Raw genomic sequence first — 16,806 nt, 5'->3', positions numbered from 1 at the left:
CTTCAGGGGAGGGTAAGAAATCTTACTGCCGTGCCAGTGTCAGCGAGAACTCGCCATTGCGCACGCGGCCCGGAAGACTCTCGACAAACTTCGCTACGGCGTCTTCGCCATAGGTGCCGACGAGCTCGGCAAAGGCCGCGAACAGGCTGGCCTGCGCGAGGCAATCGCCATCGACGCCGTCATGCCGTGCTTCCGCCCAGGCTTCGTTGAGATAGCTCAGCGCGGCCTGCTTCTGTTCCTGATCCGGTAGCGGATCGCGGGCGGGGCGGTACGACAATGATTCGCTCATGAAATTCCCAAAACGGTCTTCGGCGCTCATCAAAGCGAAGCGCGCCTCGCAAGTTCGAATCGAGATTTACCACGCGGAGCAGGTTCCGCGAGCGACATCTTTAAGAAAGGTTAACGACAGTGACTCACATTGTCCGACATTATGTTAACAGCGGGAACCGGCCATCTTGACCGGTTGAGGAAGCCTATGGACGCAAACAGTTTTTCGTCTTTCGCGAGTCCCGTCGACGCTGCGCGCGCAGCAGAGTTGCGCCGCGTCAAGGCGATCGCGGCGCTGGTGCTGGCGAGCTGTCTGGTGGTGTTCATAACGGCAAAAATCCTGCTGCCGATTCATCCCGCGTTCGGATTCGTTGCGGCCTTCGCGGAAGCGGCGACCATTGGCGGATTGGCGGACTGGTACGCCGTTGTCGCGCTGTTCCGTCGGCCGCTGGGTCTGCCGATTCCGCACACCGCGATCATCCAGGCGAATCAAAATCGCATCGCCGACAAGCTGGGTGAATTCATCGAGGTGCATTTCCTCGAAGCCGGGCCGGTCGAGGCCAAATTACGTGAGGTGGATTTTGCGAGTTTCGTTGCAGACTGGCTGAGCGACAAAAAGCGTAGCGCGGATCTCGCGCGTTTCTTGCTGCGGCTGTTGCCGGAGGCGATGTCGGCGACGGAAACGTCTGGTCTCAAAACCTTCATCACGCGCCGCGTGATGACCCAGCTGCAGTCGGTTGATCTCGCGCCCATCGCTGCCGGCACCATGCGCGGCTTCATCAGGGATGGTCGCCATCAGGGCCTGCTCGATAACCTGCTCGGCGCCATGCATGGCGCGCTGACCGAGCCGGACACGCTGGCTGTCATCAAGAACAAGATTCGCGACGAGCTGCCGACGTTGCTCAAACTCTATCGCGCCGATGCGTTCCTGCTGAAGCGCATCGTCGCGTCGGCCACGACCTTCTTTGACGATGTACGCAAGGATCCAGCGCATCCGTTCCGTGGTGAGTTCGACCGCATGCTGCTCTCCTTCGTCGATCGGCTGGAGACCGAGCCCGGCTTCACCGGCCGCATCGATGGGTTGAAGCGCGATCTGCTGGCGCGCCCCGAGCTTGCCGAACTTGGGCGTAATCTCTGGAACAATGCGCGCAGCTTCATCGAGCGCAGTGCATCGGGTGAAAGCAATGTACTGGCACATCATCTCGCCAATGTGTTCGTCGAGGCCGGCGCAGCGCTGCGCGCCGATGCCGAGATGCGCGGCGAGATCAACCAGGGCATCGTCGTGGTGCTGCGCACGTTCATCGCCGATCAGAAAAGCGGCGTGTCGGGTTTTATCGCCGACCAGGTGAAGGGCTGGGACATGCAGCAGCTGATCGGTGTCATCGAAGTCAATATAGGCCGCGATCTGCAATATATCCGCTTCAACGGTTCGCTGATCGGCGGGCTCGCCGGGCTGGCGCTCTACACGATCGAATATCTGTTGCGACTGCTGTGAGAGCAGTTCCGCATTGCGGAAGTGAGGCGCCGGAGGGGGTATCGGGATGCGCTTGAACTGCCACAAACCCGACCTTAACTTGAGTGAACTGATAGTTGCTTCGGTGCGTTGTGTGATTCCCTCCCTGTGAGGCTGCTTTCAAATCAATCGATATGACCGGCCAACGCGCCGGCGAGAGGAAATCAGATGTCGGCTACGGCCCAGGCGCAGCGTCCCCCATCGAAAACCCTGATGTTTCTTGAAGGCCGTGCGGTTCACGAATTCGGCGCCTTTCTCGGCGCGCTGCCGCTGCTGAATCTCGCGCCGCGAGGCGATGGTCATCCGGTACTGGTACTGCCGGGCCTTGTGGCCTCGGATGTTTCGACAGGCCCGCTCCGCACGTTTCTCAAGGGCCGCGGCTATGCCGTCAGCGGCTGGAAGCAGGGCCGCAATCTCGGTCTGCGCGACGGTGTGCAGGGCAGCATGGTCGAATTGCTGAAAGAGATGAACGAGACCCACGGCCGCAAGGTAAGTCTGGTCGGCTGGAGCCTCGGCGGCCTTTACGCGCGCCAGCTTGCCAAGATGATGCCGGACCGCGTCCGCTCGGTGATCACGCTGGGTAGCCCGTTTGCCGGCCATCCGAAATCCACCAATGCCTGGCGCGTCTATGAATTCGCCAGCGGCAAACGCGCCGATGACACCGACGACGATTTCGGTGGTTCGCTTGCCGATACGCCGCCGGTCCCGACCACCGCGATCTACAGCCGCACCGACGGCGTCTGTGCCTGGCAGGGCTGCATGGAGAAGCCGTCGGCGATGTCCGAGAGCATCGAGGTCGAGAGCAGCCATTGCGGGATGGGGCATCACCCCGCCGTCGTCTATGCAGTGGCGGAGCGTCTCGCGCAAAAGGAAGGCGCGTGGGCACCGTTCGATCGCTCTGGCTGGCGCAGCCTGGTCTATCCGGACCCTAACAGGTAAAGGCGCGTCAGCGACGCGCTTACTCTGCTGCTGTCGTCACGATCCTGATCTCAGATGTCAGTGTCCGGTGTACCGGGCACTTGTCAGCGATCTCCATGAGCTTTGCGCGCTGCTCCGCATCGAGCTTGCCGTCGATCGTGATGACGCGCTCAATCTGGTCCAGCATGCCGTCCTTGGTCTCGCATTCCTCGCAATCCCTGGCGTAGATCTTCTTGTGGTTCAGCGTCACCGTGACGTGGTCCATCGGCAATGCCTTGCGTTCGGCATAGAGCCGCATGGTCATCGCGGTGCAGGCGCCGAGCGCGCTGAGCAGCAGATCATACGGACCGGGTCCGGTGTCCTCGCCGCCGGCGGCGATCGGCTCGTCGGCGAGTATCTGATGCGGGCCGACAGTGATGACCTGCTGGAATTTGCTGGCGCGCGTCTCGCTCACCACCACCTTGCGCGGCTCTTCAGGCAGGCTCGCTACGGGCGTGACGGCGACCGCATTGAGATAGCGTCCGGCCCAGGCGGCGATGACATCGGCGACATAGATCGCGTCATGCTTTTGCGTGAGCAGATGATCGGCGCCGGCCAGCGAGACGAAGCTCTTGGGATGTTTGGCAGCGACGAAAATCTTCGTGGCGTTGTCGATGCCCACTGTGTCGTCGGTGGGCGCATGCATGATCAGCAGCGCCTTGTGCAGCCTGGTCACCTTTGTGATCAGATTGTGCTCGGCGATATCATCGAGGAATTCACGCTTGATGCTGAATGGCCGGCCGGCGAGCTTGACCTCGACCTCGCCTTTTTCGCGGATCGCGTCGACATGTTCGGCGAACATGTCAGTGACGTGGGCGGGATCGGATGGCGCCGCGATGGTGACAACGGCCTTGGCTTCCGGCATCTGTTCAGCGGCGGCGAGGATTGCGGCGCCGCCGAGGCTGTGGCCGATCAGGATTGCCGGCGCCTGGCGTATTTCCCGCAAATGGTCGGCGGCCTTTACGAGATCGGCTACGTTCGACGAGAACGTGCTATTGGCGAAATCGCCCTCGCTGGAGCCGAGGCCAGTGAAGTCGAAGCGCAGCACGGCGATGCCCTTGAGCGTCAGCGCCGCAGAAATACGTCGCGCTGCCAGCACATCCTTGCCGCAAGTGAAGCAATGCGCGAACAGCGCATATGCATGGACATCGCCATCGGGCAGGTCCAGCGCCGCCGCCAGCATATGGCCGGCCGCGCCGGGGAATTGAAAGCGTTCAGTTGGCACGGTGGGCTCCTATCGTGACAGATGTCTCTTTCTACACCGATTCCACCCAATCAATCAGTGGGCACCCAACACCCGTGCGAGAATGAGGCCGAGCTGCTCTCTTCGCGCCGCACCTCGGGTTGAACTTTAGTTCTGCGCGGCCGCTCGAGCACGCGCTTGCCGGCCTCCGATGTCGGTGCTAGATGTCGGGTCATCGTACAACTTTTGGGGTGCGCAGCCGACACAAGCTGATGGACGGCGGGCCGGCACGCTCCTAGAATTGTGACAAGATCGACCCCGCAAAGGGGCGAACCAGAATAATGGCCAACGCGCCGCATCGGGAAATTCACAGGGAGGATTTCGTCCATGAAGAGAAGAGATGTCGTCAAAGGCGGACTGGCCGCGCTCGCGGTTGGCGCTACCGGTCTCGGGCGGTTCACGCCTGCGCAGGCGCAGACCAAGATGGTCCTCAAGGCCTCTGACGTCCACCCGCTCGGCTACCCCACGGTCGAATCCGTGGTGCGCATGGGCAAGAAGCTGGATGCCGCCACAAGCGGCCGGCTCACCATCCAGATGTTTCCGTCCATGCAGCTCGGCGGCGAGAAGGAAGCCATCGAGCAGGCCCAGGTCGGCGCTCTGCAGATCGCGCGCATTTCCGTCGGCGCCGTCGGCCCCGTGGTCGATGACGTCAACGTCTTCAACATGCCGTTCGTGTTTCGCGATTCCAAGCACATGGAAGCGGTCCTCGATGGCGAGATCGGCACCGAGCTGCTGAACAAGATCACGGCCAATGAAAAAACCGGTCTGGTCGCGCTTGGCTGGATGAATGCCGGCTCGCGCAACATCTATAACAGCAAACGCCCGATCAAGACGCTCGCCGATCTCAAGGGTCTCAAGATCCGGATGATCGGTAATCCCTTGTTCATCGACACGATGAATGCGCTCGGCGGCAATGGCGTCGCCATGGGCTTCGATCAGGTGTTTAGCGCCATGCAGACCGGCGTCGTCGATGGGGCCGAGAACAACCTGCCATCCTTCGTGGCGCAGAACCACTTCCAGGTCGCCAAGTATTTCTCGATGACAGAGCATCTGATCATTCCGGAATTGCTGGTGTTCTCGAAGGCGTCATGGGCGAAGCTCACGCCGGACGATCAGGCGCTGCTGAAGAAATTCGGCCGCGAAGCGCAGCTCGAACAGCGCGTGCTCTGGTACGAGGCGGAGAAGACCGCGCTGGACAAGATGAAGGAAGTCGGTACCGACATTGTCACGTCCATCGACAAGCAGCCATTCCGCGATGCCGTGAAGCCGGTGTGGGACAAATACGGCGCGAAATACGCCGAGATGACCAAGCGCATTGCTGCGGTGAGCTAGTGGCATGTTCTCAATGTGTCGTCCCCGCCTTCGCGGGGACGGCAGGATAGGCCAGCGCTTCCGTCGCGTTACCTGAGGTCTTCATGTCTGACGTTATTTCCAAACTGCCGGCTGCATCCAATCATCACGCCGATACGGCCAGCCATGGTGCGGCTTACGCATTCCGCCGCGCCATGAACGCACTGTACTGGACCGGTGCCGTGTTTTCTTGCCTAGCGCTTGTGCTGATCTCCGCGATTATCCCTTGGGCTGTTTACACCCGCTACATTTTGAACAGCGCGGCGTCGTGGCCGGAGCCCCTGGCGGTGTTGCTGACGATAGCGGTGACTTTCATCGGCGCCGCCAACTGCTATCGCCAGCGCATCCATATGAACATGACGGTAGGTACCAACCTGCTGCCGCCTCACGCGCGTGTCGTAGCTGCTTTCATCAGCGAGTTGCTGATGGCTGCGGTGGCACTGTTCATGGTGATCTGGGGCATGAAGCTGGTGATGACCACCTGGGGCAATTCGGTGGATGAATTTCCCTGGTTGTCTGTCGGGATCACCTACATGCCGATCCCCGTTTCCGGCGCGATGATGTTTCTCTTTGTCGTCGAACGACTGACCATCGGTCCGCCGCCGCAGGATGGCAGCGACGCACATATACCTCTCGACTAGCTTCGCCGATCAGCTCCAGCCAGAACAAAGAAAATCCGACATGGACATCGCCGTTCTTCTGCTCAGCATGTGTTTGTTCTTCGCCGTCGGTATGCCGATCGCCTTTGCGCTAGCGCTCTCGGCGCTGGTCGGTGCACTGTGGATCGATCTGCCTGTTGCAGCCGTGATGCAGCAGCTCTCTAGCGGCGTCGGCAAGGTGTCGATGCTGACCGTGCCGTTCTTCGTGCTGGCCGGCGCCATCATGGCAGAAGGCGGCATGGCCCGAAGGCTGGTTGATTTTGCAGCCGTCGTGGTCGGCTTCACGCGCATCCGCGGCGGCCTCTCCCAGGTCAATATTCTGGCTACGACCATCATGTCCGGGATCTCCGGCTCGTCGGTCGCGGATACGTCGGCGATTGGCTCGGTGATGATCCCGCAGATGGCGGCGAAGGGGTATCCACGGGTATTCGCCACCAATGTGACCATCTCCGCCTCGGTCCAGGCGATCCTGGTGCCGCCGAGCCACAATGCGGTGATCTATTCGCTGGCGACCGGCGGCGTGGTCTCGATCACCAGCCTGTTCCTGGCAGGCATCGTGCCCGGGCTACTGCTTGGCTTCGCAATCATGCTGTTGTGTCTCTACTTTGCCTATCGCGATGGTCATCCGAAGGGCGAGCCGGTGCCAGTGAAACAGGCGCTGAAGATGCTGGGGGATGCCACCTGGGGCATCGTCACGCTGGTGATCGTGCTCGGCGGCATTCTCACCGGCGTGTTCACGCCGATCGAGGCTGGCGCTGTGGCGTGCGTCTGGGCCTTCTTCGTCACGATGTTCATCTATCGCGACTACAAATGGTCCGAGCTGCCGATGCTGACCTACCGGACGCTCCAGACTGTAGCGATGGTGCTGACGTTGGTCGCGACCGCGTCATGCTTCGGCTATGTCGCGGCGATGATGCGGATGCCGGCGCATATGACCGAGTTCTTCGTCGCCATCTCGTCGAACAAATATGTGCTATTGATGTGGCTCAATATCATGCTGCTGATCCTCGGCACGGCGCTCGATCTCGCGCCACTGCTGCTGATCTGCACGCCGATCCTGCTGCCGGTGGTGAAGAGTTTCGGGATCGACCCCGTGCATTTTGGCATCGTGATGCTGCTCAATCTCGGCATCGGTCTGCTGACGCCGCCGGTCGGTACCACGCTGTTCGTGGGCTGCGCCATCGGCAAGGTCTCGGTGGACGAAGTGATGCGCGGAATCTGGCCGTTTTACTGGGTGATGTTCGCGGTCTTGATGCTGGTGACTTACGTGCCGTGGTTCTCGATGGCGCTGCCGCACGCGTTCGGCTTCAGGTGAGCTACTGGACCGGATCGACTGACAACTGCTTGTAGCGTTCCTTGCCGTTCAGCAAATGCCGGCGCATCGCATCGCGAGCCTTGCGCGGCGAACGGGCGCTGATCGCATTGACGATGACTTGATGCTCTTTCTCGATGCTCTCGAGATAGCGCTTCTGCAATTCGACTTTGCCATCGAAGGTGCGGATGCTCTGGCGCGGGATGATAAGACCGCCAAGGAATTCCAGAAAACCGACAAAGCGCGCATTCTGCGTGGCGACAGCAATGGCGAAGTGGAAGTCAAAGTCCTCCTTCACCGCACGGTCGCCATTGGCGATGGCGCGGCTGAAGGTAGCCGCGGCCTTGGCAATGGCTCGGATCTGGGCAGCGGTGGCGCGCTCGCTGGCTATGGCCGCGGCCTCCATCTCGACGGCCGTGCGCAGTTCAAGAATTTCGATCACGCTGCCAAGCGAGCCCAGGCCGTCGGGGTCGATGGCATAAGGCTGCTGATCGGGCTCGCTGTTGACGAAGGCACCGGCGCCTTGCCTTGTGGTTACAAGGCCCCGGGCGCGGAGTGCGGCAATCGCCTCGCGAACGACCGTGCGGCTGACGCCCATGGCCGCCATCATGGCCTGCTCGGTCGGCAGGCGCGCGCCTGCGGGCAAGCGGCCTTCGATGATCTGGGCAGCGATGCGCTCGACGACTTCCTCAGTGCGGCGGCGCACGGGATTGAGCGGTCGCAGCAAAGGCGTGCCTGCGGCCCCATTGGTTGTCTTGCGCTTGGTGCGTGGCTTAGCTTGTCCGGTCATCGTACAACCGGGCTATCATCGCCGATGTCGCTGCGCAAGCTTGCGGCACGCGTCATTGCGCTGCACGCTCTTACATTGTTTCGAGTTCGGGGAGCTTGAGATCGCATTCGACCCAGGCGCCGTTGATGGTGAAGCGCTGGAACGGCGAGTTGGGCACCGGAGCCTGCAATGGGGCGAGGAACTGCGCGTCGGCGGGGCTGCGGAGGTGAAACTGGATATGGCTGGCGGAAAGGGCGTTGCGCGACAGCCAGATCATGCCGGAAAACAGCTCGATCAGCAGTTGTCCGTATTTATCGAGACCGGCACTCCCGAAGTCGTAGGTCGGCGACACGGTCATGAAACGGCAACGCAGCACGGGACCCTCGAATTTGGGCATCAGAAGTTTGCTGACCTGACAAAAAGCCTGCGGAACGATGCCGTCGTAGAGACCGTACAACCCGCCCTTGCCGCCCTGCATGACAGGGTCCAACGCCGCGAAAATACCTTGGGTGTAAGTGGAGAAGTCTTCCTCGGCTGCCTCGGCAGCCTTCCGCCACTGCGACTTCAGTGAAGCCCAGCTTCTGTCGGCGTCGGTGATCGGCACGAGCCGCATCTCGAGGTCCCCCCGCCGATTTACACACGGCCGGATGCAACCCTAGCTATATACCCTCAAGATTTTGATAACGCGGGAACTTGGCGCCAGCGGCGTTTGCGCTCCCGCGGACGTCTACAGAGCGCATTCAGGCGCCAGCGGACTGTAGTCCGGCTGCAGCTGCGGCCACGATCGACGCCACCACCTGCTTCCAGGTCTTCGACGACTGGCGATGAGACGAGGCTTTGAAGCGCATGGTCTTGTCCGGTTTGGCCGCACATATTGCTGCGCAGCCGAGCGTCCTCAGGGACGACACCCGGAAAATCGTGCCTTGCGCGGGGGAAGTCGATCCCCCGGCAAAAATAGCAATACCCGCGCTGCTCTCGTGCCGGACGGCGGTTGGCTTGTTCTCTGCTGGCAATGAACGGCAGTGAATTATTCTCGCTGCCTCAACCCATCGCGGGAGCTTGCTCCTGCACTGCCGCCGGTTCCTGGCAAACATCGACCCAGCTGGCCCCGGTCAGTTCGGCCATCCGTGCCGGGGACATCCGCACCGAACTGTTGACCGAGCCCGCCGCCGGCCACACCTCGGCGAATTCCCTCAGCGACACGTCGCAGTAGACTTGTAATGGCGTTGCCAGGCCGAACGGGCAGACGCCGCCGACCGGATGGCCGGTGAGGGCAACGACCTCGTCGGCCCCCAGCATGCGGGGCTTGCCGCCAAGTGCATCGCGTGCCTTCTTGTTGTCGAGCCGCGCTGTACCCTTGGTCACCACCAGCACCACCCGGTCGCCGACCCGCACCGACAGCGTCTTGGCGATTTGGCCGGGTTCGACGCCCAATGCCTCGGCGGCGAGAAGGACCGTGGCCGAGCTTTTGTCGGTGACGGTGACGGATAATTCGGGGGCGTTGGCGGTGAGAAAGGCGCGGACGGACTCAAGGCTCATGATGCGGTCTCGGTGACATACCGCCACGCCCTCTCACATGTCGCCGACAAAGTGAAGTCAGATCCGTGCATTGGGGAACTGGGACGGCGCTGCCGCGCCATTCCCTCACGCCGGTTTTGACCTTATACGGGCTCTTGTCTGGCTGACCGTGCCGGGCGATGTTCTGGAGCCTACCTCTCGATGCTGCCGGCCTATGTGATCCATGCCAAGTCGTTGCCCGAGCGCACGGAGCATATCCAGCGCGAGCTCGACCGTGCGGGCATCAAGTTCGAGTGGGTGCTGGATTTCGATGCCGACGAGATCACCTCCGATGTCGATCGCGCCTACTTCGCGGAAGGTGCCGACCTGACGCTGCGGCAGAAATCCTGCGCGCTGAAACATGTGGTCGCCATGCAGCGCATTCGCGAGCGCGGCCAGGATCTGGCGCTGATCTTCGAGGATGACGCATTGCTGGTGCCGGATTTCTGCGACCAGTTGAAGCGCGTGCTTGATGAAGCCGAAAAGTGGCCGCGGCCGCGCATTCTGCATCTTGGCGCCGCGACCAATTTTTACACCCCGGCGTCGGAGTTGCGCCCGGGCCAGATCGTCTATGCCGGCAATCGCGTGCGCAATATGGAAGCCTATGTGCTGGGCGCGCCCGAGGCTTCGGCACGACTTGACTGGATCGCGCGGCATCCGATGCACGAGCCTATCGACATCGCCTTCAACACCGGCGATCCTGCCATGGGCATCCCGTTCCTGTGGCCGGAACCGCCGCTGGCCGAGCAAGGCTCGCTCAACGGCGTGTTCAAGAGCTCGCTTGATCGCAAGGGGCATGCGCAATTGCAGCTGCGCATACAGTTTGCCGTGCAGAAGTTCAGGCGGCGTTATTTGAAGCGGTGGCTGAAGCTGAAGTAGTTGGCGGCTTCCGGCCGGTCATTCCGGATAGAGTATTGCGTACCAACGCGCCGAGCAATCCCACTGCCAGACAGTACAGCATCCCCTGCGTCACCGCCGAGATGTGGCTGTTGAATAAAGAGCCAATCACGTTCTGCAACACGACCGCCTGGCCGAGGATGCTTGCATAATCGCGCGCGAGAAAAAGCCGCGCATGCGCGATCCACATGGCCCACAGCAGCAGCCCGCCGATCACGCCGACCTGCAGCACCGTATGAAGCGTTTGATTGTGCGGATCGGGCGTGGCCTGGCCATAGGGCGACGGCTTCGTCGCCTCCATGTTCTGATACAGCGGCTTGATGCTCCCGGTGCCGTGACCGACGATGGGCGAGGCCTTCACGAAGCCGACTGCCTTGCTCCAGAAATCCAGTCGCGATGCGGTCGAGATTGTTTCGCCGCCTGCGGTCTGGCCGCTATTGGCGTTGATGTCCGAGTTGATCTCTGCGATCCGGCGCTGGGCTTGTGGCGAGGTCAGCAGTGCGATGCCGATCACGATCATGGCTGCGACCGCGACCACGGCCGAGCGCCGCCAGCCGCCGGCGTGTATGACGAATAGACCGAGCAATGCGGCGGCCATGATTGCGCCGGTCTTCGACACATAGATCAGGAAAATGTCGGCAAAGAACAGAAGCGCGAGCACGATCATCGCAATGGCGCGGTGGGTGTCCTGCATCCAGATACGCGTCGCGCCGATCGCCAGAGCGAAGGCACAAAGTGCGAAGCAGCCGGATTGAACCGCGTTGTCCTTGAAGGGCACGCCGGGCGCCTTGAACCAGCCCCACGGTCCCGTGGGCCACAGGAACGCAGCCCATGACAGGGCTAGAAGACAAATACAGGCGGCAAGAAAGCCATAAGCGATTTGTAACGCTTGTTTCGGCGTAAATGCCGTTGCCATCACCAATGGAATCAACAGCAGCTTGGCGTAGGGACCAACCCATCTGATCGCGCCGCTGAGCGGCTGCATCGACCAGAGCACGCCGACCAGGATCAGTGCGAACAGCGCGACCGGCAGATAGGCCGCCGGCCTCCGCAACGTGGCGATGAAACGATCGCGGTCGAGTGTCAGCAGCGCGAGCACTGCAAAGATCGACACCGCGATAGCTTGGCCGCTGGTTGAGAACGGCAGCGAGAAGCCGGTGGCAATGGCAGCGATCTGCCGGGCATCCGCAAGTTTGCGCGGCAGATCGTTGTTCGTCATATGCCCAGGAGTTTCCGTGCGTTGTTCTTCAGGACCTTCGGACGCACCTCGTCGCGAATGTCGAGCTTGGCGAAGTCGGCCATCCAGCGATCCGGCATGATCACCGGCCAGTCGGAGCCGAATAGCATCTTATCCTGCAGGATCGAATTGATGTAGCGCACCAGGATCGGCGGGAAGTATTTCGGCGACCAGCCGGACAGGTCGATATACACGTTGGGCTTGTGGGTCGCGACCGATAGCGCCTCTTCCTGCCAGGGGAAGGAGGGATGCGCCAGAATGATCTTCATGTCGGGAAAGTCGACCGCAACGTCGTCCATATACATCGGGTTGGAATATTTCAGCCGCATTCCCATGCCGCCGGGCATGCCGGAGCCGACGCCTGTCTGGCCGGTGTGGAACAGCGCGATAGCGCCGCCTTCCTGGATCGCCTCATAGAGCGGATAGGCCATGCGGTCGTTGGCGTAAAAGCCCTGCATGGTCGGGTGGAACTTGAAACCCTTTACACCGTATTCGGAGATCAGCTTGCGTGCCTCGCGCACGCCAAGCTTGCCCTTGTGCGGATCGATCGACGCGAACGGGATCAGCACGTCGGCGTTCTCTTTGGCGATCTCCAGCATCTCGTAGTTGTTGTAGCGGCGGAAGCCGGTCTCGCGCTCGGCGTCGACCGGGAAGATCACCGCGGCAATCTTCTTGTCGCGGTAATAGGCGGCTGTTTCCTCCACTGTCGGCGGATGCTTGTGCGGCGACTTGAAATACTCGGCCATGCGGGCCTGGAAATCATCATAGCCGTCGTCGGCGTGGCAGCCGCATGGCTCTTCCGCATGGGTGTGGATGTCGATGGCGACAAGGTCGTCCGGATTGAGCAATTTCATGTCCCGCGTCTCCCGCACTTTCATCATTATCGTTGGCGGTTGCTCTAGCAAACCGGCCTGCTGAATGAAAGGCGCGGAACGCTGCCGACCTAGCCGGTGGAGAAGGACTGTGTCCGGATATCCTGCGCGGTGCGGCGGAGCGGGATCAGGTATTTCTCCTTTGCCATCGCCTCGTCCATTGTGCCCGAGATCGCATTCACGCTGATCGCCGCGACGACCCGGCCGCCGTGGTCGCGGACGGGGACGGCGATGCCGCAGATGGCTGGATCGAGTTCGCCATCGACCCAGCCATAGCCTTTGGCCTCGACGCGTTCGAGCTCGCGTTCCAGCAGCACGGGATCGGTGATGGTGCGTGGGGTGATATGTTTGAATTCGGTGGTGGCGAGATAGTGCGCGCGCTGGTCCGGCGGCAGGGCCGCCAGCAGGACGCGGCCGAGCGACACCACGTGGGCGGGCAAGCGGCTGCCGACGGCGAGATTGGCCGAGAGAATGCGCTGCGCCGGCAATCGCAGCGCATAGACGATCTCGGTCTCGTCCAGCACAGCCAGCGAGCAGGATTCGCCGATTTCATTGCGCAGGTCTTCCAAAGCGCGTTGCGCATAGCCCCAGTAAGGCAGTGCATTAAGGTAGGACAGGCCAAGCCCCAGCGCCCGCGGGCGTAGGCTGAAATAACGGCCATCGGCTTCGCAATATTTCATCACGATCAGCGTCGCCAGCATCCGGCGCGCCGTCGCGCGGCTGAGGCCCGCGATCGCGGCGACTTCCGAAAGCGTGTGCCGGCCCGGCGGGCGACCCAGCGCTTCGACGGCCGCAAAACCACGGGCGATCGCCCGAACGAAACCGTCACTGTCTTTGGCCATGCACCATCCTACCGGTTCGGACTTGTCAGTCCCGGGAAACCGCGCCTATAGTTGTTCGTAAGGCGGCCATAAAGTTCGCCTGGTGAACGTTAGTGGAGAAGGCGCTATGGCGCAAGCGGAAGTTTTTGAAACCGATTTCTGGAAGGACGCGAACCTGCGCAAGGTCTGGGACGAGATCGTCCCGGGCGAGCCACGCAAGACGCTGCCTTATGTCCTGACGAGGGAGGCAATCCAGCTTTATTGCCGCTCGGTCGGCGAGAACCACCCATTGTATTTCGACGAGGCTTACGCGAAGGCGTCGCCCTATGGCGGTCTGATCGCGCCGCCGTCGATCCACATTCTGCTGATGTTCTCCTGCACGCCGGCCGACGACTGGATGCGCACACCTGGCACCGTCAATGCCGGCCAGTCCTGGAGCTACAACATCCCGGCACGGCCCGGAGACACCATCACCCTGCAGGCCCGCGCGCTCGACAAGTTCATCAAGCGCGAGCGACTGTTCGTGGTCCACGACAACGTGTTCTTCAACCAGCGCGGCGACGTCATCTGTTCTGGCCGCGGCCAGACCATTCGCCCGATGTGAGCGTGGCAAGGAGATCAACCATGACAACCAGCTTTGACAAACTCTCCACCGGCGACACCATCGACGGTCCGAGCTTCGCAGTGTCGCGCGAGTCGATCCGGCTCTTCTGCGACGGATCGCTCGACTACAATCCGCTGCATCTCGACGACAACTACATGAAGAACTCGTTCGGCAAGACCAATTTCGGCGGCATCATCATGCATGGCATGAATAATTTCGGGCTGATCACCCGCATGCTGACCGACTGGGCCTATCCCGCAGGTGCAATCCATCGCCGTCTCGAAACGCGATGGGTCAAGCCGGTGAAGCCCGGCGACACGATCCAGCCGGTTGGCATCATCAAGGCCAAGCAGACCACCGAAAAGTCGCGCTGGGTGCTGATCGACGTGCTGGTGAAGAACCAGGACGACGAGAAGGTCGCTGTCGGCGAGGCGATGGTTGAATTTCCGCTGACGGCCTAGTGGCTCAATGCAACGGCGTGCGGCATAGTCCGCACGCCGGACAAGAACAGGCAAGGGATCGAAATGAAGAAGCTCACGAGGCTCGCCCTGTCGTGTCTGGCGATGACTTTTGTCATGTTGTCGGGGGCGCTGGCGCAGAATTTTCCAGTCAGTCAGATCAAGATCATCGTGCCGTTTCCAGCGGGGGGCACGACGGACATCCTCGCACGGTTCGTTGCGCAATATCTGGGCGAGAAGCTCGGCGTCACTACGATCGTCGAGAACCGGCCAGGCGCATCGGGTACGATCGGTTCGGAGGTCGTGGCGAAATCGCCCGCCGATGGCAGCGTGTTGTTGGTCACGGCCACGCATCACGTGATCAATCCGAGCCTGCGCAAGAGTTTGCCTTACGAGACACAGAAGGACTTCTCGCCGATCGCCCTGATCGCGACGGCGCCAAATGCGCTTGTTGTAACCAGGGACTTTCCGGCGAAGTCGGTCGCCGAGTTGATCGAACTGGCGAAGAAGCAGCCCGGCAAGCTGTCCTTCGGATCGGCCGGCGTCGGCGGCGCCAATCATCTGTCGGGCGAATTGTTTAAGCAGATGGCTGGAATCAATATCGAGCACATCCCTTACAAGGGGGCCGCGCCGGCGATGAACGACCTGATCGGCGGCCATATTCCGATCATGTTCGATACGTTGCCGACCGTTTTGCCTGCTGCCGAGGCGGGCAACATCCGCGTGCTCGCGGTCACCAGCCTGACCCGAGCGGCCTCGCTCCCCAACGCCCCGACCCTCGATGAGGCCGGCGTAAAGGGGTTCGAGGCGACCGCCTGGTTCGGCATGTATATGCCACAGGCCAATGGCAGCCCGGCCTATACGAAGCTGGTGGCGGCCATGAAGGAGATCCTGGCGGGACCCGCGACCCGCGAGAAATTCGCCACCCAGGGCGTCGAGCCGGGCAAGCTGACGGGAGCTGAATTCACGGCTTTCGTCGATTCGGAGATCAAGAAGTGGGGTGCAGTGGTAAAAGCCGCGAATGTCCCGCAAGAATGATCCGCACGGGTTTGAGGGTCCGGTGGCTGTTCCCGGACCCTTAAGCCACCAAAATACCTGCAAATATCGATCCGGTGGTCGCCAGATGCCTGGATCGGATTGACAGTCCGGCGCCCGATGGCTTAGAAACCGCGGGTCCCGGGCGACTTGGTCGTCAGCGGGTTCAAGCTCATTTTCGCTGATTTCGGCCTGCTGCGCACGGCCTTTGACGTCAGTATCGCAAGCTATCAGGATTGACCGATGAAAGTCCGTAACTCGTTGAAATCGCTGCGTGGTCGTCACCGCGACAACCGCCTGGTCCGCCGTAAGGGCCGCGTCTACGTGATCAACAAGACCCAGCGCCGTTTCAAGGCTCGCCAGGGTTAAGTTGCTGAGCGGCCGGCATTGTGCCGGCTGGCCTCACGACATCACAGGTGTTTGACGCGCTGCTGCTTTGCAGCGCGTTTTTTCGTGTCTAGACTTGCAGCATGGCATTGAGAATCCCGGCCGCAGGTTTTGGAATTCTGCTGAGCGCATTTCTGGGCGCAGCACCCGTCTATGCGCAGGTGCGAGATACGCAGGTCGTGACCCCGGATGCGCCGAAGAAGATTCCCGAGCCACCCGCCAAACTGCCGAAGGTCAATGCCGACAAGACGCGCGGCCTTGATTTCCTGTTTGGTGCGCTGAAAGCGGCGCCGGACGAAGCCAGTGCCAAACACGTCGAAGGCCGGATCTGGGCCCTGTGGTCGCAGACCACAAGCGACACGACCGCGCTGCTGATGACCCGCGCCAAGACGGCGCTGGACGCCAAGCAGGTCGATCTGTCGCTGCAGTTGTTGAGCGCGGTGGTGAAGCTGCGCCCCGATTACGTCGAGGGCTGGAATCGGCGCGCGACGCTGTATTACCTGCAGAACGATTACACCCGGTCGCTGCAGGATATCGAGCAGGTGCTGATACGCGAACCCCGGCATTTCGGTGCTCTGGCAGGGCTTGGCATGATCATGCGGGAGCTGGGCGACGACAAGCGTGCGCTTGATGCGTTCCGCAAGGCGCTTGCGGTCAATCCGCATCTCGAAAAGGTGCCGGAGCTGGTCAAGACCCTGACCGAGAAGGTCGAAGGCCGCGATATCTGAAATTCCCCGAAAGTTGGGGCGCTCGCTGAACATCGCGGGAACGTCGCCCTGCTTTGATGCATCCCTGCTGCCCGCGATGGAAAAACAAGACATCGTCGCCGGGGAATCAAACTTCTGACACAGGAAACGGGCGAAAAGGG

Annotated in this window: 19 protein-coding genes; 11 read left to right on the top strand and 8 right to left on the bottom strand. The window is 61.4% G+C overall.

Annotated features, from left to right (window positions below; translation table 11 throughout):
• Positions 1-22 precede the first annotated feature (22 nt).
• Positions 23-289: a hypothetical protein gene (locus BLW80_RS05885; RefSeq protein WP_093757366.1), complete on the bottom strand. Its 267-nt coding sequence runs from the start codon at positions 287-289 to the stop codon at positions 23-25.
• Between the two features lie 186 nt (positions 290-475).
• On the opposite strand from BLW80_RS05885, the gene BLW80_RS05880 reads away from it, so the two are divergent.
• Positions 476-1,762, top strand: a complete 1,287-nt coding sequence (locus BLW80_RS05880; protein ID WP_093757162.1) for a DUF445 domain-containing protein — start codon at positions 476-478, stop codon at positions 1,760-1,762.
• A 186-nt stretch (positions 1,763-1,948) separates the two neighbouring features.
• Positions 1,949-2,719 carry an esterase/lipase family protein gene (locus BLW80_RS05875; RefSeq protein WP_089265856.1) on the top strand — a complete coding sequence of 257 codons (771 nt, stop codon included), beginning with the start codon at positions 1,949-1,951 and terminating at the stop codon, positions 2,717-2,719.
• 19 nt (positions 2,720-2,738) lie between these two features.
• Here BLW80_RS05875 and BLW80_RS05870 read toward each other — a convergent pair whose 3' ends face one another.
• Entirely contained in the window at positions 2,739-3,962 is a 1,224-nt protein-coding gene (locus BLW80_RS05870) for a bifunctional alpha/beta hydrolase/OsmC family protein (protein WP_093757161.1), read from the bottom strand.
• A gap of 345 nt (positions 3,963-4,307) precedes the next feature.
• Between BLW80_RS05870 and BLW80_RS05865 the strand changes: the two genes are divergently transcribed.
• From BLW80_RS05865 to BLW80_RS05855, 3 genes are all read left to right on the top strand, one after another.
• Positions 4,308-5,312, top strand: a complete 1,005-nt coding sequence (locus BLW80_RS05865; RefSeq protein WP_093757160.1) for a TRAP transporter substrate-binding protein — start codon at positions 4,308-4,310, stop codon at positions 5,310-5,312.
• An 83-nt stretch (positions 5,313-5,395) separates the two neighbouring features.
• Positions 5,396-5,971 (top strand): TRAP transporter small permease, encoded by a 576-nt coding sequence (locus BLW80_RS05860; protein ID WP_093757159.1) that lies wholly within the window; start codon positions 5,396-5,398, stop codon positions 5,969-5,971.
• Between the two features lie 40 nt (positions 5,972-6,011).
• Positions 6,012-7,304 (top strand): TRAP transporter large permease, encoded by a 1,293-nt coding sequence (locus BLW80_RS05855; RefSeq protein ID WP_089265860.1) that lies wholly within the window; start codon positions 6,012-6,014, stop codon positions 7,302-7,304.
• Between the two features lies 1 nt (position 7,305).
• Here the strand turns inward: BLW80_RS05855 and BLW80_RS05850 are convergent, their stop codons facing one another.
• The 3 genes from BLW80_RS05850 to BLW80_RS05840 all read right to left on the bottom strand — a co-directional run bounded on the left by BLW80_RS05850 (position 7,306) and on the right by BLW80_RS05840 (position 9,609).
• Positions 7,306-8,091, bottom strand: a complete 786-nt coding sequence (locus BLW80_RS05850; RefSeq protein WP_089265861.1) for a FadR/GntR family transcriptional regulator — start codon at positions 8,089-8,091, stop codon at positions 7,306-7,308.
• Positions 8,092-8,161: 70 nt separating this feature from the next.
• Complete coding sequence (locus BLW80_RS05845) at positions 8,162-8,683, bottom strand: hypothetical protein (RefSeq protein ID WP_093757158.1); 522 nt, start codon at positions 8,681-8,683, stop codon at positions 8,162-8,164.
• A gap of 428 nt (positions 8,684-9,111) precedes the next feature.
• Positions 9,112-9,609 carry a YbaK/EbsC family protein gene (locus tag BLW80_RS05840; RefSeq protein WP_093757157.1) on the bottom strand — a complete coding sequence of 166 codons (498 nt, stop codon included), beginning with the start codon at positions 9,607-9,609 and terminating at the stop codon, positions 9,112-9,114.
• Between the two features lie 180 nt (positions 9,610-9,789).
• Here BLW80_RS05840 and BLW80_RS05835 point away from each other — a divergent pair, with 180 nt between their 5' ends.
• On the top strand, positions 9,790-10,506 hold the full coding sequence (locus tag BLW80_RS05835) for a glycosyltransferase family 25 protein (protein ID WP_093757156.1): 717 nt from the start codon (positions 9,790-9,792) through the stop codon (positions 10,504-10,506).
• On the opposite strand, the gene BLW80_RS05830 is transcribed toward BLW80_RS05835, so the two are convergent.
• From BLW80_RS05830 to BLW80_RS05820, 3 genes are all read right to left on the bottom strand, one after another.
• Positions 10,466-11,743: an O-antigen ligase family protein gene (locus BLW80_RS05830; RefSeq protein WP_093757155.1), complete on the bottom strand. Its 1,278-nt coding sequence runs from the start codon at positions 11,741-11,743 to the stop codon at positions 10,466-10,468. The genes BLW80_RS05835 and BLW80_RS05830 overlap by 41 nt on opposite strands.
• Complete coding sequence (locus tag BLW80_RS05825) at positions 11,740-12,615, bottom strand: amidohydrolase family protein (protein WP_093757365.1); 876 nt, start codon at positions 12,613-12,615, stop codon at positions 11,740-11,742. The genes BLW80_RS05830 and BLW80_RS05825 overlap by 4 nt, the downstream gene beginning before the upstream one ends.
• Positions 12,616-12,704: 89 nt before the next feature.
• On the bottom strand, positions 12,705-13,475 hold the full coding sequence (locus BLW80_RS05820) for an IclR family transcriptional regulator domain-containing protein (protein WP_093757154.1): 771 nt from the start codon (positions 13,473-13,475) through the stop codon (positions 12,705-12,707).
• 106 nt (positions 13,476-13,581) lie between these two features.
• Between BLW80_RS05820 and BLW80_RS05815 the strand changes: the two genes are divergently transcribed.
• From BLW80_RS05815 to BLW80_RS05795, 5 genes are all read left to right on the top strand, one after another.
• Positions 13,582-14,058: a MaoC family dehydratase gene (locus tag BLW80_RS05815; RefSeq protein WP_093757153.1), complete on the top strand. Its 477-nt coding sequence runs from the start codon at positions 13,582-13,584 to the stop codon at positions 14,056-14,058.
• A gap of 20 nt (positions 14,059-14,078) precedes the next feature.
• Positions 14,079-14,519 carry a MaoC family dehydratase gene (locus tag BLW80_RS05810; RefSeq protein WP_093757152.1) on the top strand — a complete coding sequence of 147 codons (441 nt, stop codon included), beginning with the start codon at positions 14,079-14,081 and terminating at the stop codon, positions 14,517-14,519.
• A gap of 63 nt (positions 14,520-14,582) precedes the next feature.
• Complete coding sequence (locus tag BLW80_RS05805) at positions 14,583-15,554, top strand: Bug family tripartite tricarboxylate transporter substrate binding protein (RefSeq protein ID WP_093757151.1); 972 nt, start codon at positions 14,583-14,585, stop codon at positions 15,552-15,554.
• A gap of 240 nt (positions 15,555-15,794) precedes the next feature.
• Positions 15,795-15,920 (top strand): type B 50S ribosomal protein L36, encoded by a 126-nt coding sequence (gene ykgO / locus BLW80_RS05800; RefSeq protein ID WP_055038661.1) that lies wholly within the window; start codon positions 15,795-15,797, stop codon positions 15,918-15,920.
• A 101-nt stretch (positions 15,921-16,021) separates the two neighbouring features.
• Positions 16,022-16,666: a tetratricopeptide repeat protein gene (locus tag BLW80_RS05795; RefSeq protein ID WP_093757150.1), complete on the top strand. Its 645-nt coding sequence runs from the start codon at positions 16,022-16,024 to the stop codon at positions 16,664-16,666.
• Positions 16,667-16,806 lie beyond the last annotated feature (140 nt).

This window comes from Tardiphaga sp. OK245 (genome assembly GCF_900108575.1).
Taxonomy (GTDB): Bacteria; Pseudomonadota; Alphaproteobacteria; order Rhizobiales; family Xanthobacteraceae; genus Tardiphaga; species Tardiphaga robiniae.
The sequence above is the reverse complement of the archived record's forward strand: the minus strand, read 5'-3'. Positions and strand labels throughout refer to the sequence as shown.